Genomic DNA, 15,752 nt, shown 5'->3' with positions numbered 1-15,752 from the left:
CAGGGGGCCGCTCACCCGCCCGCCGACGCCGCCGCCCGCACCGCCCGGCAGACGCGGTCCAGGTCCTCGTCGTTCGTGACGTACGGCGGCATCGTGTAGATCAGGTCGCGGAACGGGCGCAGCCACACGCCCTCCCGTACCGCCGCCTCCGTCGCCGCCGCCATGGCGGCCTCGTCGAGAGCGCGGTCCAGCTGTACGACGCCGATCGCACCCAGCACCCGCACGTCCCGCACCCCCGGCAGCCGCGCCGCCTCCGCCAGCCCTTCGCCCAGGCCCGCTTCGATGCGCTTGACCTCGCCCTGCCAGTCCTGGCCGAGCAGCAGGTCGATCGAGGCGCACGCCACCGCCGACGCCAGCGGGTTGCCCATGAACGTCGGACCGTGGGCCAGGACCGGGACTTCGCCGCGTGAGATGCCGTCGGCCACTTCGGACGTGCACAGCGTCGCCGCCATCGTCAGGTAACCACCGGTCAGCGCCTTGCCGAGACACAGGACATCGGGTGAGACGGACGCGTGCTCCGAGGCGAAAAGGGTTCCCGTACGGCCGAAACCCGTCGCGATCTCGTCGAAGACCAGCAGCACGTCGTGCGCGTCGCACGCCTCCCGCAGCACCCGCAGGTACGCGGGGGAGTGGAAGCGCATCCCGCCCGCGCCCTGCACCACCGGCTCCACGATCACCGCGGCCAGTTCGCCGGCGTGACGGGCGATCAGCGCGCGCAGGTGGTCGGCGTACGCCGCGTCGTACCCGGCCGGCGGCGCGTCCGCGAAGACCTGGCGCGGCAGCGCCCCCTGCCACAGCTCGTGCATCCCGCCCTCGGGGTCGCACACCGACATCGGCTGCCAGGTGTCCCCGTGGTAGCCGCCGCGCCAGGTCAGCAGCCGCTGCTTGCCGGGACGGCCGACCGAACGCCAGTACTGGAGGCACATCTTGACCGCGACCTCGACCGACACCGAACCGGAGTCGGCCAGGAAGACATGGCGCAGCGGCTGCGGAGTGATCTCCACCAGCTTGGCGGCCAGACGCACGGCGGGCTCATGGGTGAGCCCGCCGAACATCACATGGCTCATCCGGTCGAGCTGACCGCGCGCCGCCTCGTTGAGGACGGGGTGGTTGTAGCCGTGGACCGCCGACCACCAGGACGACATGCCGTCGATCAGCTCGTCCTGGCCGTGGGCGGCCCGCGCGAGCCGCAGCCGGACGCCGGACGCGGACTCCACCAGCAGCGGCTCGGCCCGGCCCGGCATCGGACCGTACGGATGCCAGACGTGCTCCCGGTCGAGCCGGAGCAGCTCGGCGGGGGAGAGCGCGGGCGAGAGGGCGGGGGAAAGCGGCTCAGGCATTGGGCGCGAGGTCCGTCCCGGCGCCCCGCCGGCGTACCGACACCAGGTCCGTACGGGCGGCCGGGATCTCCGGGGCGTCCCCTTCGGCCGCCGGCTCGCCGCACACCGGCTCGCCGCACGCCGACGCGCAGCCGCCACCGCCCCGGTGCTCCGGCAGCGTCGTCGTGTCCGTCCCCTCCACCTCGAAACCGGCGTCGGCGATCATCTCCAGGTCGGCCTGACCGGCCTGGCCCTCACTGGTCAGGTAGTCGCCGAGGAAGATCGAGTTGACCAGGTGCAGCGCGAGCGGCTGCATGGTGCGCAGGTGCACCTCGCGCCCGCCCGCCAGCCGCACCTCCACGTCCGGGCAGACGAACCGCACCATCGCGAGGATGCGCAGCGCCCGCTGCGGGGTGAGGTTCCACTCCTTGGCGAGCGGCGTCCCCTCGAAGGGGATCAGGAAGTTCACCGGCACCGAGTCCGGGTCCAGCTCGCGCAGCGCGAAGACGACGTCCACCAGATCGGCGTCGGACTCGCCCATGCCCGCGATCAGCCCGGAGCACGCGGACATGCCCGCGGCCTGCGCCTGCTGGACGGTCTCCACGCGGTCGGCGTAGGTGTGGGTGGTGGTGATGGCGCCATACGTCCCCTCGGACGTGTTCAGGTTGTGGTTGTACGCGTCGGCGCCCGCGGCCCGCAGCCGCTCCGCCTGCCCGTCGGACAGCAGCCCGAGGCAGGCGCACACCTCGACGTCCTCGTGCCGGTCCTTGATCGCCTCGATCGTCTTCGAGACCCGGTCGACGTCCTTGTCCGTCGGCCCGCGCCCGCTCGCCACCAGGCACACCCGCTTCGCGCCACCGGCGACCCCCGCGGCCGCCGCCTTCGTCGCCTCGTCGGGCTTCAGCCAGGTGTACTTCAGGATCTCGGCCTTCGAGCCGAGCCGCTGCGAGCAGTAGGAACAGTCCTCGGGGCACAGGCCCGACTTGAGGTTGACGAGATAGTTGAGCTTCACCCGCCGCCCGAACCACTGACGGCGTACCTTTCCGGCCGCGGCCACCACATCGAGCAGCTCGTCGTCGGAGGTCGCCAGCACGGCGAGCGCTTCTTCGCGGGTCGGCAGCTCACGCCGCAACCCCTTCTCCACCAGTGTGTTCAGCAGGTCCATGGCGCCGATCCTGGCCTACGGCGCAGCCTGCCGCCAGGGAGGAATCGCACAAGAGCGGCCCCGCAGGGTGTGGGTATTGCCACACCCTGACCGAGCATGACCCCGGCTAGTGTCTGTTCGCTGCCTACAAAAGGGACTCACTCATGCCCCAGGGACCGTCCGACCCGTTCGGCTGGATCGACGAGCAGGCTGCGGTGCGCGCCACGGCCGGACTCGTCAGGACCCTGCGCCCGCGCCCCGCCGAGTCCGCCCTGCTCGACCTCGCGAGCAACGACTACCTCGGCCTCACCCGCCGCCCGGAGGTCACCTCCGCCGCCGCGGAGGCCGCCCGCCGCTGGGGCGCGGGCGCCACCGGGTCGCGGCTCGTCACCGGCTCCACGCGGCTGCACGCCGAACTGGAGCGGGAACTGGCCGACTTCTGCGGCTTCGAGGCCGCCCTCGTCCTCTCCTCCGGTTACGCCGCCAACCTCGCCGCCCTCACCGCGCTCGCCGGTCACGGCGCGCTGATCGTGTCCGACGCCCTCAACCACGCCTCGATCGTCGACGGCTGCCGGCTCTCGCGCGCCACGACCGCGGTGGTGCCGCACGCCGACCCCGACGCCGTGCGCAAGACGCTCGACGCGCACGGGGGCCGCGCCCTCGCCGTCACCGACTCGGTGTTCTCGGTGGACGGCGACGCGGCGCCCCTGCCGGAACTGGCGGCGGCCTGCCGTGCGTACGGAGCGGCCCTCCTCGTCGACGACGCGCACGGGCTCGGCGTCCTGGGGGACGGCGGCAGGGGCGCGCTGGACGCGGCGGGCCTCGCGGGAGCGGACGGCGTCGTCGCCACGCTCACCCTGTCGAAGTCGCTCGGCAGCCAGGGCGGAGCGGTCCTCGGCCCGGCCCGTGTCATCGACCACCTGGTCAACACGGCCCGTACGTTCATCTTCGACACCGGTCTGGCACCGGCCGCCGCGGGCGCGGCGCTGGCGAGCGTACGGCTGCTGCGCCGTGAACCGGAGCTGGCGGGCAGGGCCCGGAGCGTCGCCCTCTCGCTGCACCGCGGACTGACGGACGCCGGCCTGAGCGCCGTACGTCCGGACGCCGCCGTGGTGTCGGTCCTGGCGCCCTCGCCGGAGGCGGCGGTGCGGTGGGCCGCCGACTGCCGGGCGGCCGGTCTCGTGGTGGGCTGCTTCCGTCCCCCGTCGGTACCGGACGGGATCTCCCGGCTCAGGCTGACCGCGCGGGCGGACCTCACGGACCGGCAGATCACGGAGGCGGTGGACACGGTCGTGCGGACCGCGCCCACGACTGCCTTCTGAGGGCCGTCGGTCGATTCCCCGGGCAGGACCCGGAAATTCACATGAGGAAATTCCGGTGTCGGCAGTAACCCCCCGTAACCGCTGTTCCGCACCTGCCGGCCGCCCACCGGCCGAACTCGCCGGGAGGCCAGAGCTGGTGGGCACCGTCCCGCAACAGGGCCTTCGCGGCTTCTCCACGGACCTTGCACAAGACCCGGCTCAAAGGTGGTTCCGCGCAGCAGAGTTCACCGCTTTGAGCGACAGATATCTGCATATCTCGGGGGATCACCCCCGATAGCAACACCATGAGTGGCACTCTGGCGCGGACCACAATCCGAGGCCGTCCTCGAAGTTCATCCGCTACGAGTCGGAGTCCGGCCCCGGTGGGAAAGGGACAGCGTCGCCATGGCAGACCATCAGGAAGTATCCGTCACTCTGCCGAGCGAGCCAGCCTCGGTCTCCGCGGCCAGGAGATATGTCGCGGAGATTCTCGGCGAATGGGGCATGCCCCCGGGATCCGACGCCGCCGATACCGTCCGGCTGATCGTTTCGGAGCTTGCGACCAATGCCGTTCAGCACACCTTCGGGCAGTCGCCGACGTTCACCGTGGACGTGCAGCTGGAGCGGGACGAGCAGCTGCGCATCGGCGTCACCGACAGTCACCCGCGCTGGCCGAAACGGCTGCCCGCCGCCGTCCAGCAGGACAACGGGCGCGGCATGGTGATCATCCGCTGGCTCACCGCCGAGTACGGCGGGCGGGTGTCCGTCCAGCCCACCCGGGACGGCGGCAAGACCGTGTGGATCGCGCTGCCCTGGACCGTACCCGTCCAGCAGTAGGGCTCGGGCCGCACGGACAGAAGGGCGCAGCAGGAGGGCTCAGACCGCACAGGCCCGGCCGAACGCGCCGCGCAGCAGCGCGCGCAGGGTGTCCGCCGCCGGGCTCGCCTCGCCGGGCCGGTACGCCACCGAGATCGTGCGCCGCAGCCCGGCCGGTTCCAGCGACCGCACGCCCACCGGCGTCATCGCCATCGCGGCGACCATCTCGGGCACCACGGCCACCCCGAGCCCCGAGCTGACCAGCGCGCACACCAGCGCGTAACCGGGTGACTCGCACACGACCGCCGGCGTCGCCCCCGCCGCGGCCAGCGCCGCCTCCACGCCCTGCCGGGGCGGATGCGAGGGCGCACTGCTGATCAGCGGCTGCCCGGCGAGCTCGGCGACCGGCAGTCGCCCCGAGCCGGTGGCCAGTGCGTGCCCCGGCGCCGTCACCAGGACGAGCTCCTCGTCGAGCAGCGGCTGCGCCGCCACCCCGGAAGGCAGCGGCACGGCCGGCGCGGGCTCGTACGCGTGGGTCAGCGCCAGGTCGACCGCGCCGGACGCGACGGCCGAGACGCCGTCCGGCGGTTCGTAGTCGGCGACCGCGAGCTCCACGTCGGGGTGGGCGCGGCGGAAGGCGCTGAGCACGGGCGGCAGCAGGTGGATGCCGGCCGTGGTGAACGTACCGATACGCAACCGCCCGCCGGACAGGCCCGCGAGCCGCGCCAGTTCGTGCCGCGCCCGGTCCATCTCGTCGAGTACGCGGCGGGCCCGCGCGGCCAGCAGTTCGCCCGCGGCCGTCAGGCGGGCACCGCGGTGGTGACGCACCAGCAGGGCCGCACCCGCCTCCCGCTCCAGCTTGGCCAGCTGCTGGGACAGGGCGGGCGCGGTGTAGCCGAGCCGCGCGGCGGCACGGGTGATCGAGCCGGCCTCGGCGACCGCCACCAGTGCCGCGAGCCGTGTCGGGTCGTACACCGGCCCCGCACCCCCTTAAGCGTTCCTTCAGGCAGACCCAGAAGATCGCATGTACATGCTAAAGCCTCGGAAGGTCCAGGCTGAGGGGCATGGACGCACAACTGGTCGCTTTCACGGGCGTCGCCGCGGGCATGGTCGCCATGCCCGGCGCGGATTTCACCGTCGTCGTACGCAACGCACTCGTCTCCCGCCGGGACGGGGTCGCCTGCGCGGTGGGCGTCGCGGGCGGGCTGCTCGTCCACACGGCGTTGGCCGTGGCGGGACTGGCGGCCGTACTCGTCGCCGTACCGGCGCTCTTCCGCGCGGTCCAGCTGCTCGGCGGCGCCTACGTCCTCTACCTCGGCTGCCGGGCCCTGCGGTCCGCGCTGCGCCCGGCGCCGCGCAAGGAGCCGGAACCCGACGGGCGGCCGGCGACCGGGGCGATTGCGGCCCGGGGCGTCGGCCGCAGTCTGCGCCAGGGCTTCCTCACCAACGCGCTCAACCCCAAGGCGCCGGTGCTCTTCCTCAGCCTGCTGCCCCAGTTCGTGCCGGCGGACCAGCAGCCGCTGCCCAGGACGCTGCTGCTCGCCACCGTCGTCGTCGTACTCGCACTGCTGTGGTTCCCCACCGTGGCCCTGCTCGTGGACGGCCTCGGCAGGTGGCTGCGGCGGCCGGGCGCGGCCCGCGCCGTGGAAGCGGTCAGCGGGACCGCGCTCGCCGTGCTGGGAGTGGCCTTGCTGGCCGGGCCGGTGGCGGCGGCCGCCGCGTAACGCGCCAGCCCGCCCCACCGTCCGTACCGCCGCGTCAGACGGGCTTGATCTCCTCCGCGCCGCGCTCCACGCAGAATTCGTTTCCCTCGGGGTCGGCCATGAGGACCCAGCCCCGGCCGTCCTCGGTGCGGTGGTCGTCGACGATCCGCGCACCGAGCGCGCCGAGCCGCTCCACCTCGGCATCCCGCGTGCCGTGCGCCGGCTGGATGTCGAGGTGGACGCGGTTCTTGCCGACCTTGCCCTCGGGAACCCGTATGAACAGCAGTCCGGGCACACCGGGCCGCTCCGGATCGATCAGCACCTCGTCGTCACCCGGCTCGTCCAGCAGCGTGTAACCGGTCAGGTGCGACCAGAACTCGGCGATCATGTACGGGTCATGGGCGTCGAAGGTGATGTGGCGTACCGGATTCAGGAAGGTCATGGCACGCAACGTACCTCCCCGGTCCGACAGCCGGCCGGGAAATATCAGCGCACGCGGCCGTACCAGACACTCTTGGACCAGATCTTCTCCAGCTTCACCACGGAGCCGGACTTGGGGGAGTGCCAGATCTTGCCGCTCCCGGCGTAGATGCCCACGTGGTAGACGCTGCGCCCGGAGTGGAAGAAGACCAGGTCCCCGCGCTGGCGACTGGAGGCGGAGATGTGCCGGGTCTTGTTGTACTGGGACTGGGCGGTGCGTGGCAGGCTCTTGCCGGCCTTCTTGTACGAATAGAGCGTCAGCCCTGAGCAGTCGAACCGGCTCGGACCCACCGCCCCGTGCTTGTACGGGGCCCCCTTCTTCGACGCGGCGACGTTGAGCGCCTTCGTCGAATGTGATGCGGCCTGGGCCTCGGTGACGGCGCCGGGCGCCAGCATCGTGGTGCCGATCGCGGCGAGGGTGAGAGCCGAAGCGGCTCCGGCCCGGGACAGTACGGACGGGACATGCTTGTGCGCGGTCATGCGCGACCCTTCGTCAGCCGCCTGTGAAGGATGACCTGTCGGGTTCGGACAGGCGAAGATGCCCGGCCGCGGTGTGCGGCTTCACCCCGAGGGACGACCGTCTCCGGTCACCCCGTACTGCTTGGGTCCTCCACTCCTGCCGATGCACTCCTGTCGACCAGTCGTCCGAAGCGGCGGCAGGACTCGGCGTCCGCCCGGACCGCCCCGCCGCGGTGGCGGGGGCTTGTCGTCCCAGGGATCTTGACTCATGAACAGCCGGATTTCCGAGCCGAAACGGCATTTTGTGAGGCTGATCACCGCTGACCCGTTCGGGTGGACAGGTGTGTTTTCGACACCGGACGCGGGTGTCTGACGACCGTCGTACCAGCGGCGGAATGTCCAATTCCGCCGGTTGTGCAGGCGTGTTGCGCAAGTTGGGTCATACCGCTGTTCAGGTATTTCCTACGCCCTTTGAGTGAGTTCCTCTCGTACGCCAATGGGGGGAGCCGACCGCGTGTCCCTCAACTCGTGGACACGGACGGCAGGGTGACCCGGCCCGCCCGCCGCTCTCCGTCGAGCACGCGCAGGGCCCGCGCGAGCGTGGCGGCGTGCACACGCGACTCGCCCCGCTCGTGCATCAGGGCGAGGGCGTCCCGCAGGCCGGCGGCCTTCCCGGCGAGAGCCTGGGCGGCCCGCAGCGCGCCGTAGGTGTCGGTGCCGCGTGCGGGGTTGATCCGTCCCATCAGATCGAGGACTTCGAGATAGCGGTCGACGAACTCGCACTCGGCGCGCGTCAGTGCGGGCAGCGGCGGCAGTTCGGGCGGCGGCATGCGCGGGTTCACCTCGGGGCCGGGGCGGCGGGCGCGGCCTTGCGGCTCTGCACGACGTGGTCGACCAGGCCGTACGCCATCGCGGCTTCGGCCGTGAACGCCTTGTCGCGCTCGATGTCGCCGTCGACGCGCTCCACGCTCTGCCCGGTGTGCAGTGCGAGGAGTCGAGTGAGCGTCTGCCGCATGCGCGTCGACTCCCGCGCCTCGATCTCCAGGTCCGAAGGGCGGCCGTGCACGGGCCGGTCGATGGACGGCTGGCTGAGCAGCACCCGGGCGCCCGGCAGTGCGAGGCGCTTGCCCGGCGTGCCGGCCGCCAGCAGGACGGCGGCGGAGGCGGCGGCCTGGCCCAGGCAGATCGTCTCCACGTCGCAGCTCACGAACCGGATGGTGTCGTAGATCGCGGTCATGGCGGTGTGCGAGCCGCCGGGGGAGTTGATGTAGAGCGAGATGGCCTGGTCGGGGGCGGCGTGTTCGAGGTGCATGAACTGCGCCGTCACGTCGCTGGCCGCGGCGTCGTCGACGGCCGTTCCCAGGAAGACGATCCGCTCCGCGAGCAGCTTCGCGTACGGATCGACCGTGCGGGTCCCGGCGCTGGTGCGCTCCGTGAACTCGGGCAGTACGTAACGGGCGCCGGGGGCGCCGGGGGCGCTGGATCGGTTCATGGCGGTGCCTCCGAAGTCTCTGTAAAAAATGTACAGGACGTACAGCTCTTACCATGGGGAGCATGGCTTACGAGATTCCGGTGACGCAAGCCCGGGCAGAGCTGGCGGACCTGATCAACCGCGTCGTCTACGGCGGTGAACGGGTGGTCGTGACGCGGCACGGGAAGCCGCTGGTGGCGCTGGTTTCCGCCGCTGACCTGGCGCGACTCGAAGAGGAGCAGCAGGAGGCGGCCGAGGAGCGGGTGGTCGGTTCGGTCTCCGTGATCGGCTCGGCGCCGTCCGCTCCGGGCGAACGGCGCCGCTTCGGAATCGCCGCCGAGCACCGCGGCGAGACCCCCCGCAGCTGACACCCCGCCGGCCGGTCGGCGGGGCGCACGGCCGCGGCGCCGTGTACGAGGCGGTCCCGACCGCGGTACGGGTCGCGCTACAGGTCGCGGTCCCGTAGGCGGGGGCGGGCCGGACGCGCTGATGACCATGGACGCGCAAAGCCCCAGTTAACGCGTTGGAAAAACTTCCGCTCTAACGTGCAATGTCTGGCCGCGCGGCCAGAAAACGCAGGTCAACGGAGTGTTGAAGTTGGATATGGTCCCGCTGCGCCCGAGGCGGAAGCCGTGGTTCCGTACCCCCCTCTCAGCCTCGCGGACGCGCTGGACTCCGCCTGCCCCCGTACGGGCGGCGCGGCGGTACAACTGGAGGTGGCACGCGTGCAACTGACCCCGCACGAGCAGGAAAGACTGCTCATCCATGTGGCGGCGGACGTGGCGGAGAAACGCCGCGCACGCGGCGTGAGACTCAATCACCCCGAAACGATCGCCCTCATCACCTCGCACATCCTCGAAGGCGCCCGCGACGGCCGCAGCGTCGCCGAACTCATGTCGTCGGGACGCAAGGTGCTCACCCGTGACGACGTCATGGAGGGCATCCCGGAGATGATCCACGACGTACAGGTCGAGGCGACCTTCCCGGACGGCACCAAGCTCGTCACCGTCCACGAACCGATCGCCTGACGGGGAGCGGCAGCCGATGATCCCCGGAGAGATCCTGTACGCCGACGACCCCGTCGTGCTCAACGACGGCCTGCCCGTCATCCGCCTCACCGTCCTGAACGCCGCCGACCGGCCCGTCCAGGTCGGCTCCCACTACCACTTCGCCGAGGCCAATCCCGGCCTCCGCTTCGACCGCGCCGCCGCCCGCGGCCTGCGGCTGAACATCGCCGCGGGCACCGCCGTGCGCTTCGAGCCCGGCATCCCCGTCGACGTCGAACTCGTCCCCGTCGGCGGCCGGCGCATCGTCGCCGGTCTGCGCGGGGAGACCGGAGGTGCCCTCGATGCCTGAGCTCCCGCGCCCTGTGTACGCCGACCTGTTCGGCCCCACCACCGGCGACCGCATCCGGCTCGCCGACACCGACCTGCTGATCGAGGTCGAGGAGGACCGCTGCGGCGGGCCCGGACGCGCCGGTGACGAGGCGGTGTTCGGCGGCGGCAAGGTGATCCGCGAGTCCATGGGCCAGGCCCGTACGACCCGGGCCGACGGCGCACCCGACACCGTCATCACCGGCGCGGTGATCCTCGACCACTGGGGCGTCGTCAAGGCCGACATCGGCCTGCGCGACGGGCGGATCACCGGCATCGGCAAGGCCGGCAACCCCGACACCATGGACGGCGTCCACCCGGACCTGGTCATCGGACCCGAGACCGAGATCATCGCGGGCAACGGCAGGATCCTCACCGCCGGGACCATCGACGCGCACGTCCACTTCATCTCCCCGACCGTCGTCGAGCAGGCGCTCTCCTCCGGGATCACCACGCTCGTCGGCGGCGGCACCGGCCCCGCCGAGGGCACCAAGGCCACCACCGTCACGCCCGGCGGCTGGCACCTGGCCCGGATGTTCGAGGCGCTGGAGCACTACCCCGTCAACATCGGACTGCTCGGCAAGGGCAACACGATGTCGCGCGAGGCGATGCACGCCCAGCTGAGGGGCGGCGCACTGGGATTCAAGATCCACGAGGACTGGGGCGCGACGCCCGCCGTCATCGACGCCTGCCTCGGCGTGTGCGAGGAGACGGGCGCCCAGCTCGCCATCCACACCGACACGCTGAACGAGGCCGGGTTCGTCGGCGACACCCTCGCCGCCATCGCCGGGCGCACCATCCACGCGTACCACACCGAGGGGGCGGGCGGCGGGCACGCGCCGGACATCATCACGGTCGTCTCCGAGCCGTACGTCCTGCCCAGCTCCACCAACCCGACCCGGCCGCACACCGTCAACACGATCGAGGAACACCTCGACATGCTGATGGTCTGCCACCACCTGAACCCGGCCGTGCCGGAGGACCTGGCCTTCGCCGAGTCCCGGATCCGGCCCTCGACCATCGCGGCCGAGGACATCCTCCACGACCTCGGCGCCATCTCGATCATCTCCTCCGACTCGCAGGCGATGGGCCGGATCGGCGAGGTCGCGCTGCGCACCTGGCAGACCGCGCACGTCATGAAGAAGCGCCGGGGAGCGCTGCCGGGCGACGGACGCGCCGACAACCACCGTGCGCGTCGCTATGTCGCCAAGTACACGATCAATCCGGCCGTCGCGCAGGGCCTCGACCACGAGATCGGCTCCGTCGAGAGCGGGAAGCTCGCCGACCTCGTGCTGTGGGAGCCCGCCTTCTTCGGCGTCAAGCCGCAGCTCGTCCTCAAGGGCGGGCAAATCGCGTACGCGCAGATGGGCGACGCCAACGCTTCGATCCCGACCCCGCAGCCGGTGCTGCCCCGGCCGATGTTCGGCGCGATCGGCAGGGCTCCGGCCGCCAACTCCTTCAACTTCGTGGCCCAGGCCGCGATCGAGGACAAGCTGCCCGAACGGCTCGGCCTGGGCAAGCGGTTCGTACCGATCAGCAGCACGCGGCGGGTCACCAAGGCCGACATGCGCGAGAACGACGCCCTCCCGCGCGTCGAGGTCGACCCCGACACCTTCACGGTGACGATCGACGGGGACGCGGTCGAGCCGGCGCCGGCCGCGGAACTGCCCATGGCCCAGCGTTACTTCCTCTTCTGACCATGGACACTTCCCCTCACGTCGAGCACGCCTCGCCCGGCGCGCGGGCCGCCCTCCTCGTGCTCGCGGACGGGCGGTTCCCCGCCGGGGGCCACGCCCACTCCGGTGGCGCCGAAGCGGCCGTCAAGGCGGGGCGCGTCCGCGACGCCGCGGACCTCGCCGCCTTCTGCCGGGGCCGCCTGCACACCACCGGGCTCACCGCGGCGGCGCTCGCCGCCGCGGCCGCCCTCGGCGTCGACGCCCTCGCACTCGACGAGGCCGCCGACGCCCGTACGCCCTCACCCGCCCTGCGGGCGACGGCGCGCAAGCTGGGCCGGCAGCTGATGCGCGCCGCCCGCGCCACCTGGCCGTGCGAGGCGCTCGACGCACTGGCCGCCGCGCGTCCGCGCGGCGCGCACCAGCCCGTCGTGCTCGGCGTCACCGCCCGCGCGGCGGGGCTCGGGCCCGAGGACGCCGCGCACTGCGTCGTGTACGAGACCGTCAGCGGTCCCGCCACCGCGGCGGTACGCCTGCTCAGCCTGGACCCCTTCGAGGCCACCGCCGTCCTCGCCCGCCTCGCGCCCGAACTCGACCAGGTCGCGCGGCGCGCCGCCGAAGCCGCCCGCCGGACCCGGGACGAAGGCACGGGCGCGCTGCCCGCCGCCTCCGCGCCGCTGCTGGACATCACGGCGCAGGCGCACGCCGACTGGCCCGTACGCCTCTTCGCCTCATAACCCCGCATCACCGCACAGGAGCCGCACCATGCACCTCGACCACACCCACGACCACACCATGGCGGTCGGCGCCGACGCCGCCCGCCCCGACGGTACGAAGCGCGCCCTGCGCATCGGACTCGGCGGCCCCGTCGGCTCCGGCAAGACCGCGACCGTCGCCGCCCTCTGCCGGGAACTGCGCGACGAGCTGTCCATCGCCGTCGTCACCAACGACATCTACACGCGCGAGGACGCCGAATTCCTGCTCCGCAACGCCGTCCTGCCGCCCGAGCGCATCCAGGCCGTCGAGACCGGCGCCTGTCCGCACACCGCCATCCGTGACGACATCTCCGCCAACCTCGAAGCGGTCGAGGACCTGGAGGACGCGGTCGGACCGCTCGACCTGATCCTGGTCGAGTCGGGCGGCGACAACCTCACCGCCACCTTCTCCAAGGGGCTCGTCGACGCGCAGGTCTTCGTCATCGACGTGGCGGGCGGCGACGACATCCCGCGCAAGGGCGGGCCCGGTGTCACCACGGCCGACCTGCTGGTCGTCAACAAGACCGACCTCGCACCGTACGTCGGCTCCGACCTCGGCCGCATGGCGCGCGACGCCGAGGCGCAGCGCGGCGAACTCCCCGTCGTCTTCACCTCGCTGGCGTCCGAGGGCGGCGTGAAGCCGGTGGCCGACTGGGTCCGCGAGCGGCTCGCCGCCTGGTCCGCGTGACCACCGTGGCGCCGGCGGGCACCGGCGTGGCGGGCATCGAGGCGACGGCCAGGGTCACCGCCGTCCCCGACGGCCGGGGCGGCACACGGCTGCCCGTCCTGGAGAGCGCCGGGCCGCTCGCCCTGCGCCGCACGCGCGGCACGGGTGCGTACGCCCGGGTCACCGTCGTCGGCGCGATGAGCGCGCCGCTGGGCGGCGACCGGCTGGCCGTCGAGGCCGACGTGCGGGGCGGCGCCGCGCTCGCCGTCGACTCGGCCGCGGCCACCGTCGCCCTGCCCGGCCGCGGCTCCCTGCCCGCCCGCTACGACGTACGGCTGACGGCCGGAGCCGACGCGGACCTGCGCTGGCTGCCCGAACCGCTCATCTCGGCCCGCGGCAGCGACCTGCGCATGACCACCCGCGTCGAGCTCGCCGCCTCCGCCCGCCTGGTCCTGCGCGAGGAGCAGATCCTCGGCAGGTACGGCGAGGAGTCCGGCACGCTCACCACCCGCCTCACCGTCCTGCGGGCCGGACGCCCGCTGCTGGACCAGGAGCTGTCGTACGGCCCGGGGGCGCCCGGCGGCTGGGACGGGGGAGCGGTGCTCGGCGGACACCGGGCGACCGGCCAACTCCTGGTCGTCCATCCCGACTTTGAGAACGAACCACCTGAAACCCGCCTTCTGGGTGACAGTGCGGTCCTCACCGCGCTCGCCGGGCCCGCCGTGCTGGTCACGGCGGTGGCGACCGACGCCCTGCGGCTGCGGCGCGTACTGGACGGGGCACTTCAGACATTTGGGTGACCGCCATGTGCACCGCTCAGCGGGACACGGCTCTCCGGTTATGGGATTGGTAAAGAAACACCAGTACGACCTGTTGCTGAGGACCCTTCAGGCGACAGGATGCGCCCGTACACCCATGACCGTCGATCACTGATCGCTGCCGTCACCCACGGCACCACACTCACAGGGGGAGGCACCACTTGAGGCGTACAGCAGCGCTCGGCTCGGCCGGCACTCTCATAGCGGGCACCTTGCTGGCCGGCGCGGTAACCGCGCCCACGGCCGGCGCCCAGGACCGCCACACCAGCACGTCCGAGGCGCGCGGCGTGCAGATCGCCGCCGGCCGCGCGGCGAAGGCGGGCATCGACTGGCGCGACTGCCCGGCGGACTGGGGCCTCGAAAAGCCCATCCAGTGCGGCTGGGTCACCGTGCCCGTCGACTACGCCGAGCCGAACGGCCGGAAGATAAAGATCGCCGTCGACCGCATCGGCAACACCGGCTCCGCGGAGGACCGCCAGGGCGCGCTGCTCTACAACCCGGGCGGCCCCGGCGGCTCGGGCCTGAGGTTCCCGACCCGGGTCACCAAGAAGAACCCGGTCTACACGAAGATGGCCGCGGCGTACGACTTCGTGGGCTTCGACCCGCGTGGCGTCGGGCACTCCTCGCCCATCTCCTGCGTCGACCCGCAGGAGTTCGTCAGGGCACCGAAGCCCGACCCGGTGCCCGACAGCGAGGCCGACAAGCGCGCCCAGCGCAAGCTCGCCGCCGAGTACGCGGACGGCTGCCAGGAGCGCAGCGGCTGGCTGCTGCCGCACATGACCACGCCCAACACCGCGCGTGACCTGGACGTCGTCCGCGCCGCGCTCGGCGAGAAGAAGCTGAACTTCCTCGGCGTCTCGTACGGCACCTACCTCGGCGCGGTCTACGGAACGCTGTTCCCGGACCACGTCCGCCGCATGGTCGTCGACAGCGTGGTCAACCCGTCGAAGGAGAAGATCTGGTACCAGGCCAACCTGGACCAGGACGTCGCCTTCCAGATGCGCTGGAACGACTGGAAGGCGTGGGTCGCCAAGAACGACGCCACCTACCACCTCGGCGACACCCCCGAGAAGGTCGAGCAGCAGTGGGTGAAGCTGCGCGCCACCGCCAAGAAGAGCCCCCTCGGCGGCGTCGTCGGCCCCGCCGAGCTGATCGGCTTCTTCCAGAGCGCGCCGTACTACGACTCCGCCTGGGCGTCCACCGCCCGGACCTGGAGCAAGTACGTCGCGGGCGACACGCAGGCGCTCGTCGACGCGATCGCCCCCGACCTGTCGGACACCGCGGGCAACGCCGCCTCGGAGAACGGCAACGCCGTCTACACGGCCGTCGAGTGCGCGGACGCCAAGTGGCCCACCAACTGGAAGACGTGGGACCGGGACAACACCAGGCTGCACCGGGACCACCCGTTCATGACGTGGGCCAACGCCTGGATGAACCTGCCCTGCGCCACCTGGTCGTCGAAGCAGCAGACCCCGCTGAACGTCAAGTCCGGCAAGGGGCTGCCGCCGGTCCTGATCGTGCAGGCCGAGCGTGACGCCGCCACTCCGTACGAGGGCGCCGTCGAGCTGCACCAGCGCTTCAAGGGCTCGCGCCTGATCACGGAGAAGGGCGCCGGCTCGCACGGCGTCACCGGGATCGCCAACCCGTGCGTCAACGACCGGGTCGACACCTACCTGCTCACCGGGAAGACCGACAGCCGCGATGTGACGTGCGCCCCGCACGCCGCACCGAAGCCGTAACGGCCTGAACACGGGAGGGGGCGGCCGGGGTTTT

At 72.2% G+C, this 15,752-nt stretch carries 18 protein-coding genes; 11 read left to right on the top strand and 7 right to left on the bottom strand.

Annotated features, from left to right (window positions below):
* Positions 1 to 11: 11 nt before the first annotated feature.
* Entirely contained in the window at positions 12 to 1,340 is a 1,329-nt protein-coding gene (locus ACWDZ4_RS18495) for an adenosylmethionine--8-amino-7-oxononanoate transaminase (protein ID WP_451509451.1), read from the bottom strand.
* Positions 1,333 to 2,484: a biotin synthase BioB gene (gene bioB / locus ACWDZ4_RS18490; protein WP_451509450.1), complete on the bottom strand. Its 1,152-nt coding sequence runs from the start codon at positions 2,482 to 2,484 to the stop codon at positions 1,333 to 1,335. Before bioB ends, ACWDZ4_RS18495 begins: the two co-directional genes overlap by 8 nt.
* 143 nt (positions 2,485 to 2,627) lie before the next feature.
* Here bioB and ACWDZ4_RS18485 point away from each other — a divergent pair, with 143 nt between their 5' ends.
* Positions 2,628 to 3,785: an 8-amino-7-oxononanoate synthase gene (locus ACWDZ4_RS18485; protein ID WP_451509449.1), complete on the top strand. Its 1,158-nt coding sequence runs from the start codon at positions 2,628 to 2,630 to the stop codon at positions 3,783 to 3,785.
* A 384-nt stretch (positions 3,786 to 4,169) separates the two neighbouring features.
* A complete protein-coding gene (locus ACWDZ4_RS18480) occupies positions 4,170 to 4,601 on the top strand; it encodes an ATP-binding protein (RefSeq protein ID WP_450262331.1) in 432 nt (143 codons plus the stop codon).
* Between the two features lie 39 nt (positions 4,602 to 4,640).
* Here the strand turns inward: ACWDZ4_RS18480 and ACWDZ4_RS18475 are convergent, their stop codons facing one another.
* Complete coding sequence (locus tag ACWDZ4_RS18475; protein WP_451509448.1) at positions 4,641 to 5,555, bottom strand: LysR family transcriptional regulator; 915 nt, start codon at positions 5,553 to 5,555, stop codon at positions 4,641 to 4,643.
* 89 nt (positions 5,556 to 5,644) lie between these two features.
* Here ACWDZ4_RS18475 and ACWDZ4_RS18470 point away from each other — a divergent pair, with 89 nt between their 5' ends.
* Complete coding sequence (locus tag ACWDZ4_RS18470) at positions 5,645 to 6,304, top strand: LysE family translocator (RefSeq protein WP_451509447.1); 660 nt, start codon at positions 5,645 to 5,647, stop codon at positions 6,302 to 6,304.
* A gap of 34 nt (positions 6,305 to 6,338) precedes the next feature.
* On the opposite strand, the gene ACWDZ4_RS18465 is transcribed toward ACWDZ4_RS18470, so the two are convergent.
* The 4 genes from ACWDZ4_RS18465 to ACWDZ4_RS18450 all read right to left on the bottom strand — a co-directional run bounded on the left by ACWDZ4_RS18465 (position 6,339) and on the right by ACWDZ4_RS18450 (position 8,714).
* On the bottom strand, positions 6,339 to 6,725 hold the full coding sequence (locus tag ACWDZ4_RS18465) for a VOC family protein (RefSeq protein WP_451509446.1): 387 nt from the start codon (positions 6,723 to 6,725) through the stop codon (positions 6,339 to 6,341).
* 44 nt (positions 6,726 to 6,769) lie between these two features.
* A complete protein-coding gene (locus ACWDZ4_RS18460; RefSeq protein ID WP_451509445.1) occupies positions 6,770 to 7,243 on the bottom strand; it encodes a C40 family peptidase in 474 nt (157 codons plus the stop codon).
* 500 nt (positions 7,244 to 7,743) lie between these two features.
* On the bottom strand, positions 7,744 to 8,052 hold the full coding sequence (locus tag ACWDZ4_RS18455; RefSeq protein WP_451509444.1) for a hypothetical protein: 309 nt from the start codon (positions 8,050 to 8,052) through the stop codon (positions 7,744 to 7,746).
* 8 nt (positions 8,053 to 8,060) lie between these two features.
* Complete coding sequence (locus ACWDZ4_RS18450; RefSeq protein ID WP_451509443.1) at positions 8,061 to 8,714, bottom strand: ATP-dependent Clp protease proteolytic subunit; 654 nt, start codon at positions 8,712 to 8,714, stop codon at positions 8,061 to 8,063.
* Positions 8,715 to 8,776: 62 nt separating this feature from the next.
* On the opposite strand from ACWDZ4_RS18450, the gene ACWDZ4_RS18445 reads away from it, so the two are divergent.
* From ACWDZ4_RS18445 to ACWDZ4_RS18410, 8 genes are all read left to right on the top strand, one after another.
* Positions 8,777 to 9,061 carry a type II toxin-antitoxin system Phd/YefM family antitoxin gene (locus ACWDZ4_RS18445; RefSeq protein WP_451509442.1) on the top strand — a complete coding sequence of 95 codons (285 nt, stop codon included), beginning with the start codon at positions 8,777 to 8,779 and terminating at the stop codon, positions 9,059 to 9,061.
* Between the two features lie 357 nt (positions 9,062 to 9,418).
* Entirely contained in the window at positions 9,419 to 9,721 is a 303-nt protein-coding gene (locus tag ACWDZ4_RS18440; RefSeq protein WP_451509477.1) for an urease subunit gamma, read from the top strand.
* Positions 9,722 to 9,737: 16 nt separating this feature from the next.
* Positions 9,738 to 10,049, top strand: coding sequence for an urease subunit beta (locus ACWDZ4_RS18435; protein WP_451509441.1), 312 nt, complete (start codon positions 9,738 to 9,740; stop codon positions 10,047 to 10,049).
* Complete coding sequence (locus tag ACWDZ4_RS18430) at positions 10,042 to 11,763, top strand: urease subunit alpha (RefSeq protein WP_451509440.1); 1,722 nt, start codon at positions 10,042 to 10,044, stop codon at positions 11,761 to 11,763. Before ACWDZ4_RS18435 ends, ACWDZ4_RS18430 begins: the two co-directional genes overlap by 8 nt.
* A 2-nt stretch (positions 11,764 to 11,765) precedes the next feature.
* Positions 11,766 to 12,476: an urease accessory protein UreF gene (locus ACWDZ4_RS18425; protein ID WP_451509439.1), complete on the top strand. Its 711-nt coding sequence runs from the start codon at positions 11,766 to 11,768 to the stop codon at positions 12,474 to 12,476.
* A gap of 28 nt (positions 12,477 to 12,504) precedes the next feature.
* Complete coding sequence (ureG, locus tag ACWDZ4_RS18420) at positions 12,505 to 13,182, top strand: urease accessory protein UreG (protein WP_451509438.1); 678 nt, start codon at positions 12,505 to 12,507, stop codon at positions 13,180 to 13,182.
* Positions 13,179 to 13,961, top strand: a complete 783-nt coding sequence (locus ACWDZ4_RS18415; protein ID WP_451509437.1) for an urease accessory protein UreD — start codon at positions 13,179 to 13,181, stop codon at positions 13,959 to 13,961. The genes ureG and ACWDZ4_RS18415 overlap by 4 nt, the downstream gene beginning before the upstream one ends.
* 179 nt (positions 13,962 to 14,140) lie before the next feature.
* Positions 14,141 to 15,718 carry an alpha/beta hydrolase gene (locus tag ACWDZ4_RS18410; protein ID WP_451509436.1) on the top strand — a complete coding sequence of 526 codons (1,578 nt, stop codon included), beginning with the start codon at positions 14,141 to 14,143 and terminating at the stop codon, positions 15,716 to 15,718.
* The last annotated feature ends 34 nt before the right edge of the window (positions 15,719 to 15,752 follow it).

The sequence above is a fragment of the Streptomyces sp. NPDC003016 genome, assembly GCF_053591455.1.
Note: the sequence above shows the minus strand (reverse complement) of the source record. Positions and strands in the feature narration are given on the sequence as shown.

Coding starts and splice junctions, on each gene's coding strand:
- ACWDZ4_RS18495 (WP_451509451.1), bottom strand. CDS start 1,340: ATGCCTGAGCCGCTTTCCCCCGCCCTCTCGCCCGCGCTCTCCCCCGCC.
- bioB (WP_451509450.1), bottom strand. CDS start 2,484: ATGGACCTGCTGAACACACTGGTGGAGAAGGGGTTGCGGCGTGAGCTG.
- ACWDZ4_RS18485 (WP_451509449.1), top strand. CDS start 2,628: ATGCCCCAGGGACCGTCCGACCCGTTCGGCTGGATCGACGAGCAGGCT.
- ACWDZ4_RS18480 (WP_450262331.1), top strand. CDS start 4,170: ATGGCAGACCATCAGGAAGTATCCGTCACTCTGCCGAGCGAGCCAGCC.
- ACWDZ4_RS18470 (WP_451509447.1), top strand. CDS start 5,645: ATGGACGCACAACTGGTCGCTTTCACGGGCGTCGCCGCGGGCATGGTC.
- ACWDZ4_RS18465 (WP_451509446.1), bottom strand. CDS start 6,725: ATGACCTTCCTGAATCCGGTACGCCACATCACCTTCGACGCCCATGAC.
- ACWDZ4_RS18460 (WP_451509445.1), bottom strand. CDS start 7,243: ATGACCGCGCACAAGCATGTCCCGTCCGTACTGTCCCGGGCCGGAGCC.
- ACWDZ4_RS18455 (WP_451509444.1), bottom strand. CDS start 8,052: ATGCCGCCGCCCGAACTGCCGCCGCTGCCCGCACTGACGCGCGCCGAG.
- ACWDZ4_RS18450 (WP_451509443.1), bottom strand. CDS start 8,714: ATGAACCGATCCAGCGCCCCCGGCGCCCCCGGCGCCCGTTACGTACTG.
- ACWDZ4_RS18445 (WP_451509442.1), top strand. CDS start 8,777: ATGGCTTACGAGATTCCGGTGACGCAAGCCCGGGCAGAGCTGGCGGAC.
- ACWDZ4_RS18435 (WP_451509441.1), top strand. CDS start 9,738: ATGATCCCCGGAGAGATCCTGTACGCCGACGACCCCGTCGTGCTCAAC.
- ACWDZ4_RS18430 (WP_451509440.1), top strand. CDS start 10,042: ATGCCTGAGCTCCCGCGCCCTGTGTACGCCGACCTGTTCGGCCCCACC.
- ACWDZ4_RS18425 (WP_451509439.1), top strand. CDS start 11,766: ATGGACACTTCCCCTCACGTCGAGCACGCCTCGCCCGGCGCGCGGGCC.
- ureG (WP_451509438.1), top strand. CDS start 12,505: ATGCACCTCGACCACACCCACGACCACACCATGGCGGTCGGCGCCGAC.